8 protein-coding genes are annotated in these 6208 nt (G+C 69.6%); 6 read left to right on the top strand and 2 right to left on the bottom strand.

Annotated features, from left to right (window positions below; all coding sequences use genetic code 11):
- Both ACTHJJ_RS17750 and ACTHJJ_RS17745 read left to right on the top strand, forming a co-directional pair.
- The coding region (locus tag ACTHJJ_RS17750; protein ID WP_440304273.1) for a carboxymuconolactone decarboxylase family protein at positions 1-465 on the top strand (465 nt) is incomplete at its 5' end.
- Between the two features lie 103 nt (positions 466-568).
- On the top strand, positions 569-1699 hold the full coding sequence (locus tag ACTHJJ_RS17745; RefSeq protein WP_440304272.1) for a 5-methyltetrahydropteroyltriglutamate--homocysteine S-methyltransferase: 1131 nt from the start codon (positions 569-571) through the stop codon (positions 1697-1699).
- Between the two features lie 73 nt (positions 1700-1772).
- Here the strand turns inward: ACTHJJ_RS17745 and ACTHJJ_RS17740 are convergent, their stop codons facing one another.
- Positions 1773-2453 carry an HAD family hydrolase gene (locus ACTHJJ_RS17740; RefSeq protein WP_440304271.1) on the bottom strand — a complete coding sequence of 227 codons (681 nt, stop codon included), beginning with the start codon at positions 2451-2453 and terminating at the stop codon, positions 1773-1775.
- A 6-nt stretch (positions 2454-2459) separates the two neighbouring features.
- On the bottom strand, positions 2460-2801 hold the full coding sequence (locus ACTHJJ_RS17735; protein ID WP_440304270.1) for a DUF2200 domain-containing protein: 342 nt from the start codon (positions 2799-2801) through the stop codon (positions 2460-2462).
- Between the two features lie 153 nt (positions 2802-2954).
- Here ACTHJJ_RS17735 and ACTHJJ_RS17730 point away from each other — a divergent pair, with 153 nt between their 5' ends.
- The 4 genes from ACTHJJ_RS17730 (at position 2955) to ACTHJJ_RS17715 (ending at position 6026) form a co-directional block, all read left to right on the top strand.
- Positions 2955-3332, top strand: a complete 378-nt coding sequence (locus ACTHJJ_RS17730) for a YciI family protein (RefSeq protein WP_440304269.1) — start codon at positions 2955-2957, stop codon at positions 3330-3332.
- A 4-nt stretch (positions 3333-3336) separates the two neighbouring features.
- On the top strand, positions 3337-4566 hold the full coding sequence (locus ACTHJJ_RS17725) for an RNA polymerase sigma factor (RefSeq protein ID WP_440304268.1): 1230 nt from the start codon (positions 3337-3339) through the stop codon (positions 4564-4566).
- Between the two features lie 46 nt (positions 4567-4612).
- Entirely contained in the window at positions 4613-5299 is a 687-nt protein-coding gene (locus ACTHJJ_RS17720; RefSeq protein ID WP_440304267.1) for a VOC family protein, read from the top strand.
- Between the two features lie 136 nt (positions 5300-5435).
- The gene (locus ACTHJJ_RS17715) at positions 5436-6026 is read left to right on the top strand and encodes a GNAT family N-acetyltransferase (protein ID WP_440304266.1); all 591 of its coding nucleotides are present in this window, start codon (positions 5436-5438) and stop codon (positions 6024-6026) included.
- Positions 6027-6208 lie beyond the last annotated feature (182 nt).

Genomic DNA, 6208 nt, shown 5'->3' with positions numbered 1-6208 from the left:
TTCCCGCTCGTCGACGAGTCCGGTGTGCTGCAAGGCCCGTTCGGCGGCTTCCTGCTCTCCCCGGCCGTCGGCGAGGCGCTGCAACAGCTCGGTGCCGCCATCCGCTACCGGAGCAGCCTCACCCCACGGATGCGCGAGCTTGCCATCCTCGTCGTGGCGGCGCACCACGGCAGCGCGTTCGAGCGCCACGCCCACGAAACCGTGGGCCGGGCCGCGGGACTCACCGAGCAGGAGCTGAGTGCGGTCGCCGAGCGGAGGCAGCTGCCTCTCGACGACGCCCACGAGGCGGCAGCGGTGGAGCTGATACACGCCATGCTCGACGGTGACGTCGACGACTCCCTCTGGGAGCGGTGCGCCCCGCTGCTCGGCGTCCCGGCGGTGTTCGAGCTGATCGCCCTCGTCGGCTACTACTCGACACTCGCCCTCCAGATGCGGGTGCTCCGCACCGACCGGGTTCCCGGCTGAGCCAACCCGGAGGCACCGGCTCGGTGCCCAGGGCGCAGCCCCACCCGCAGGATGTCCACGTGCAAGCGGCACTGCGGCCCGGCGGCTGTGTCCTAATGGAGTGATGACACGACGTACCGTCCCACCATTCCGGGCCGACCACGTCGGCAGCCTGCTCCGTCCCCCGGAGCTGCACGAGGCGCGGGCCAGGTTCGCCGCCGGCGAGATCGATGCCGACGCCCTGGCCGAGGCCGAGAACGCCAGCATCGACGACGTCATCGCCCTGCAGCGCGACGTCGGCCTGCAGACCGCGACCGACGGGGAGCACCGGCGCACGTCGTGGCACATGGACTTCATCTACCAGCTCGACGGGGTGGAGCGGACCGAACAGAAGCTGCAGGTCCACTTCCACAACGCGGGAGGCGACCTCGACTTCGAGACCCCGGCCATGGCCGTCACGAAGCAGATCGGCCTCGCCCACACGATCTTCGGCGATGCGTTCAGCCACCTGAGGAACCGAGTGGCCGAGCTCGCCCCCGGGATGACCCCGAAGCTGACGATCCCGTCCCCGAGCATGGTCCACTACCGCGGCGGTCGCTCGGCCATCTCCAAGGACGTCTACCCCCAGCTCGACCAGTTCTGGGACGACCTGTCCGCGGCATACGCCGCCGAGGTCCGCGGCATCGCCGGGCTCGGCTGCACCTACCTCCAGCTCGACGACACGAGCCTCGCCTACCTCAACGACCCGAAGCAGCGCGCTCTCGTCGCCGAGCAGGGCGGGGACCCCGAGCACCAGCACGAGCAGTACATCCGCACCATCAACGCCGCGCTCGCCGGCAGGCCCGAGAGCCTGCGCGTGACGACCCACCTGTGCCGCGGCAACTTCCAGTCCTCCTGGGCGGCGGAGGGCAGCTACGACTTCGTCGCCGAGGCCCTCTTCGGCGGCCTGGAGGTCGACGGCTTCTTCCTCGAGTACGACGACGAGCGGTCCGGCGGCTTCGAGCCGCTCCGTTTCGTGCCGCCGGGCAAGCTCGTCGTCCTCGGGCTCGTCACGACCAAGTCGCCGGTCCTCGAGAACAAGGACGACCTCAAGCGACGCATCGACGACGCCGCCCGCTATGTCCCGCTCGAGCAGCTCTGCCTGTCGCCACAGTGCGGCTTCTCCTCGACGGTCGAGGGCAACGCCCTCACCCGGGACGAGCAGGTCGCCAAGCTACGCCTCGTCGTCGCGACCGCGCAGGAGGTCTGGGGCTGAGGGCCAACAAGCGGACCGTATGCCGCTCACCCCGGTCACGTGGATCCGTCCCCCCCACCTGGGGTGCGACGGATCAGGAGGCCAGGGACCGGACGAGGTCGACGGTGACCTCGTCCAGACCGTGCACGACGCGGTCGACGTGTGACAGCGCGTCGGCGGCCGGCGGGAACTCGGGACGTGGCACCGCGATGACGTGCATGCCTGCCCGGGAGGCGGCCCGCAGCCCGTTGCTCGAGTCCTCGATGGCGACAAGCGTCTCCGGGGGCAGGTCGAGCTGGGCGGCCACCGCCAGGTAGACCGCGGGCGAGGGTTTGCCTTCCTCCACCTGCTCGGTCGAGAGCGTCACGCGGAAGGCACCGGTGAGGTCCGCCGCGAGGAGCACCGAGTCGATGAGCCGTCGCGGAGAGGACGAGGCGAGCCCGAGCGGCCACTGCTGCGCGAGGCGACGCACCGCCTCGACGGAGCCCGGCAGGAGCGGCAGGTGCTGCCGGTACCGCTTCGCCATGTGCCCGATCACGGTCTCTGCCACCTCGCCCGCAGTGCCCGGGACTCCGACCGTGTCGGTGAGGTAGGCCGACCACTCCGGGGTGCTCATGCCCATCATCAGGTGGGTCGCGTCATCCGGCCAGGGCCTGCCGTTCTCGGCGGCAAGGCCCCGCCGGACCTCGTCCCACAGGCCTTCGGAGTCGATGATCACGCCATCGAGGTCGAAGACGACAGCGTGTATACCGTTGTCCACGGTGATCGCTCCCATGTCGGGTCAGGCCCTCAGGACCTTCTCCATCGACTTACCCTTTGCCAGCTCGTCGACGAGCTTGTCCAGATAACGGATCTTCTGCATCAACGGGTCTTCGACCTCTTCGACGCGGACCCCGCACACCACGCCGGTGATCAGTGATGCCCCCGGGTTCAGCCTCGCGTCGCCGAAGAAGTCCTCGAACGTCGTCCCCGCCTGCAGATGCTCGCTGAGCGCCGACTCGTCGAAGCCGGTCAACCACTCGATCACCTGGTCCAGCTCTGCCTTCGTGCGTCCCTTCCGCTCGACCTTCGTCACGTAGTGCGGGTAGACCGAGGCGAAACTGGTGGTGAAGATCCGGCTCATCCTCGTGAGCGTAGTGCGTGGCCCGCGGACGCTTCCGGGATCGACGCACCGACCCCAGACTGGGGCGAGGGCGCTGTCGATCCGACGGGGGCACATTCGTGTAGTGGGTGAAGGGCGCACAGCCGGTGCACCCCGAACCCGGAAGGACACACCATGAAGACCTACCTCATCACCCTGTACTCGCCTCCTGGCCCGCCGCCTGCCGAGGTGGACCTCGGGGCCATCATGGCCGAGGTCGAGAAGCTCAACTCCGACATCCGTGCGGCCGGCGGCTGGGTCTTCGCCGGCGGGCTCGGAGACCTCGACGCCGCCACGACGGTCCGCACCCCCCGAGACGGCTCCGAGCAGCTGCTCACCGACGGGCCGTTCCTCGAGGCCAAGGAGCACCTGGGCGGGCTGTCGATCGTCCGCGCCGAGGACTATGACGTGGCCCTCGACTGGGCCAGGCGCATCGGACGGGCCACGGGCCTGGCCATCGAGATCCGGCCCTTCGTCGACGAGGGGGACCGGGGACAGCGACCGGGAGACTGAGGCGGTGACGGTCAGGTCGGAGGACATCGCCAGGGTCTTCCGGGAGGAGCATGGGCGATGCGTCTCCGTCCTCATTCGCGTCCTCGGCGACATCGACCTCGCCGAGGACGCGGTGCAGGACGCCTTCACCGTCGCGGTCGAACGGTGGCCGCTGGAGGGCCTGCCGCCGAGCCCCGCCGGCTGGATCATCACCACGGCCCGCAACCGGGCCATCGACCGACTTCGCCGCGAGGCGACCAGAGCCGAACGGCACCGGCAGTCACTCATCCTCCATGCGCCGGACGATGCGCTGCAGGACCACTGGAAGGAGGGCCCCGTGCACGACGACCGACTTCGACTCATCTTCACCTGCGCTCACCCGGCCCTCGCGCCGGAGGCCCGGGTCGCGCTCACCCTGCGGCTCCTCGGCGGTCTGACGACCGAGGAGATCGCCAAGGCGTTCCTCGTCCCCGAGGCGACGATGGCCCAGCGGATCGTCCGGGCCAAGAAGAAGATCCGCGACACCGGCATCCCCTACCGCGTGCCACGAGACTCCGACCTGCCGGACCGGCTCGCCGCGGTGCTCGCCGTCATCTACCTCATCTTCACCGAGGGCCACGTGGCGACGTCCGGTGAGTCGCTCGTCCGTCCGGAGCTGACCGGCGAGGCGATCCGGCTGGGCCGGCTTCTGGTGGAGCTCATGCCGGACGAGCCGGAAGCGCTCGGCCTGCTCGCCCTCATGCTCCTCACCGAGGCGCGGCGCCCGGCGCGCATCGGACCGACCGGAGAACTCGTGGTCCTGGGTGAGCAGGACCGTTCGCTCTGGGATCGCGGGCTTATCGCCGAGGGGCATGAGCTCGTCCGGAAGTGCCTGCGGCGCAACGCTCCCGGCCCCTATCAGCTGCAGGCCGCCATCAATGCGGTGCACACCGAGGCGCGGAGCGTCGAGGAGACGGACTGGCGCCAGGTGCTGGCCCTCTACGACCACCTCATGGTGCTCGCCCCGTCGCCGGTGGCGGCACTCAACCGTGCCGTGGCCGTGGCCGAAGTGGATGGACCGGCCACGGCGCTCGCGCTCGTCGACGGGCTCGAGCTCAGTGGATACCCGGCCTTTCACGTGGTCCGCGCCGAGCTGCTGCGGCGCCTCGACCGTCAGCGGGAGGCGTCCGCCGCCTACGAGGCCGCAATCGGCTTGGTCGACAACGAGACCGAGCGCGCGCACCTGCAGGCCCGTAGGGCCGGATTCGGCCCCTAGTCGCCTCCATTGACAGGCAAGTGAGGACTTGCCTATCCTCGCATGAGTGGACGAGCTGTTCGCCGCCCTGGGGGACCGCACCAGGCGCCTGATCCTCGATGAGCTGACCGAGCGGGACGGCCAGCCGCTCTTCGAGGTCTGCTCGCGGCTGATGTCCAAGCACGGGCTCGCCATCACCAGGCAGGGGGTCTCACACCACCTTCGCGTGCTCGAGGACGCGGGTCTCGTCACGACGCGCCGCGAAGGCCGCACCAAGCTCCACTACCGACGGACGGAACCGCTGGAGCAGGTCGCCCAGCGTTGGAGAACGACACGGAAAGCGAGACTCGACATGCTCCGGATCAACGTGACAAGCGTCTTCGTCGACGACCAGGCCAAGGCCCTCGAGTTCTACACGGAAAAACTTGGCTTCCTGCCCAAGGCCGACCAGCCCGCCGGTGAGTTCCGGTGGTTCACCGTCGTCAGCCCGGCTGACCCCGACGGCGTCGAGCTCCTTCTCGAGCCGAACGATCACCCCGCCGCGAAGGCCTACCAGAAGGCCCTCGTGCAGGATGGCATCCCGGCCACGTCATTCGAGGTCGATGACGTGCACCGCGCCCACACCGAACTCACCCAGCGTGGTGTCGCCTTCGTGCAGCCCCCAGCGAGCATGGGCCCCGTGACGACCGCCATCCTCGACGACACCTGTGGCAACCTCATCATGATCGCCAGCCCCCCGAGGACCGACGGCTGAGCGGCAGCGCACGGGCGCCGCGGTGGCTCAATGGCATACCCCCGGCTTGGTATGCCGCCAGTTTCCCTTCCGGGACGGTGAACTCGGGCCTTCCGAGCGGTTCCCAACCGGTCCGGTCGTTGCGACCATGAGGAGCATGGTCCCCGAGAGGAAGCAGCCGGCATACAGTACGCGGGCGCTGTCCGCCGAGACGTGGGGCGACTTCGCCGCCCTCGTCGAGGCCAACAACGGCGTCTGGGGCGGCTGCTGGTGCATGGGCTTCCATCCGGAGGGTCTGAGCAGGCAGGGCGCGCAGGGCAACTACGACGCCAAGCAGACCCACGTCCGGCGCGGCACGGTGCGCCAGGTCCTCGTCTACGACGGCGACGAGTGCGTCGGCTGGTGCCAGTACGGCACGCCGGCCGAGCTGCCGAACATCAAGAACCCCAGGGCCTACGACAAGGAGCTCGAGGAACTGCCTGCCTGGCGGATCGGCTGCATCTTCACCGGGAAGGGACACCGCCGCCAGGGCGTCGCCAGGGCGGCCGTCGCCGGCGCACTTGCCGCCATCGAGGAGGCCGGCGGTGGTCTCGTCGAGGCCTACCCGGAGCAGGTCGAGGGCCGCGAACCGCAGCAGGGCGCCTATTTCCACACGGGGCCGGAGAACCTCTTCGAAGACCTCGGGTTCGAACGGGACCGCCGGATCGCCAAGTGGCGGTGGGTGATGCGTCGCCGCGTCCCCGCCTGAGGCGCCGCCCCGTCTGACCGACCCGTGCCAGCGCAGGGTGGTCCGCTGCGCGCGGAAAGGCGCCGCCCAAAGCCCCGCTCGCGACCCCTGGAGGAGCAAGATCGAGGGAAGGCGAGCGTTGACGACGGCGGAAAGCGCTCCTAGAGTCGAAGACAGAAGAAGTTTTCCGCCTTGCGGAAATG

It is taken from the genome of Intrasporangium sp., from assembly GCF_051961875.1.
Classification (GTDB): Bacteria; Actinomycetota; Actinomycetes; order Actinomycetales; family Dermatophilaceae; genus Intrasporangium_A.
This window is presented reverse-complemented; position numbering and strand designations above follow the sequence as displayed.

Coding starts and splice junctions, on each gene's coding strand:
- ACTHJJ_RS17730 (WP_440304269.1), top strand. CDS start 2,955: ATGAAGACCTACCTCATCACCCTGTACTCGCCTCCTGGCCCGCCGCCT.
- ACTHJJ_RS17735 (WP_440304270.1), bottom strand. CDS start 2,801: ATGAGCCGGATCTTCACCACCAGTTTCGCCTCGGTCTACCCGCACTAC.
- ACTHJJ_RS17715 (WP_440304266.1), top strand. CDS start 5,436: ATGGTCCCCGAGAGGAAGCAGCCGGCATACAGTACGCGGGCGCTGTCC.
- ACTHJJ_RS17745 (WP_440304272.1), top strand. CDS start 569: ATGACACGACGTACCGTCCCACCATTCCGGGCCGACCACGTCGGCAGC.
- ACTHJJ_RS17740 (WP_440304271.1), bottom strand. CDS start 2,453: ATGGGAGCGATCACCGTGGACAACGGTATACACGCTGTCGTCTTCGAC.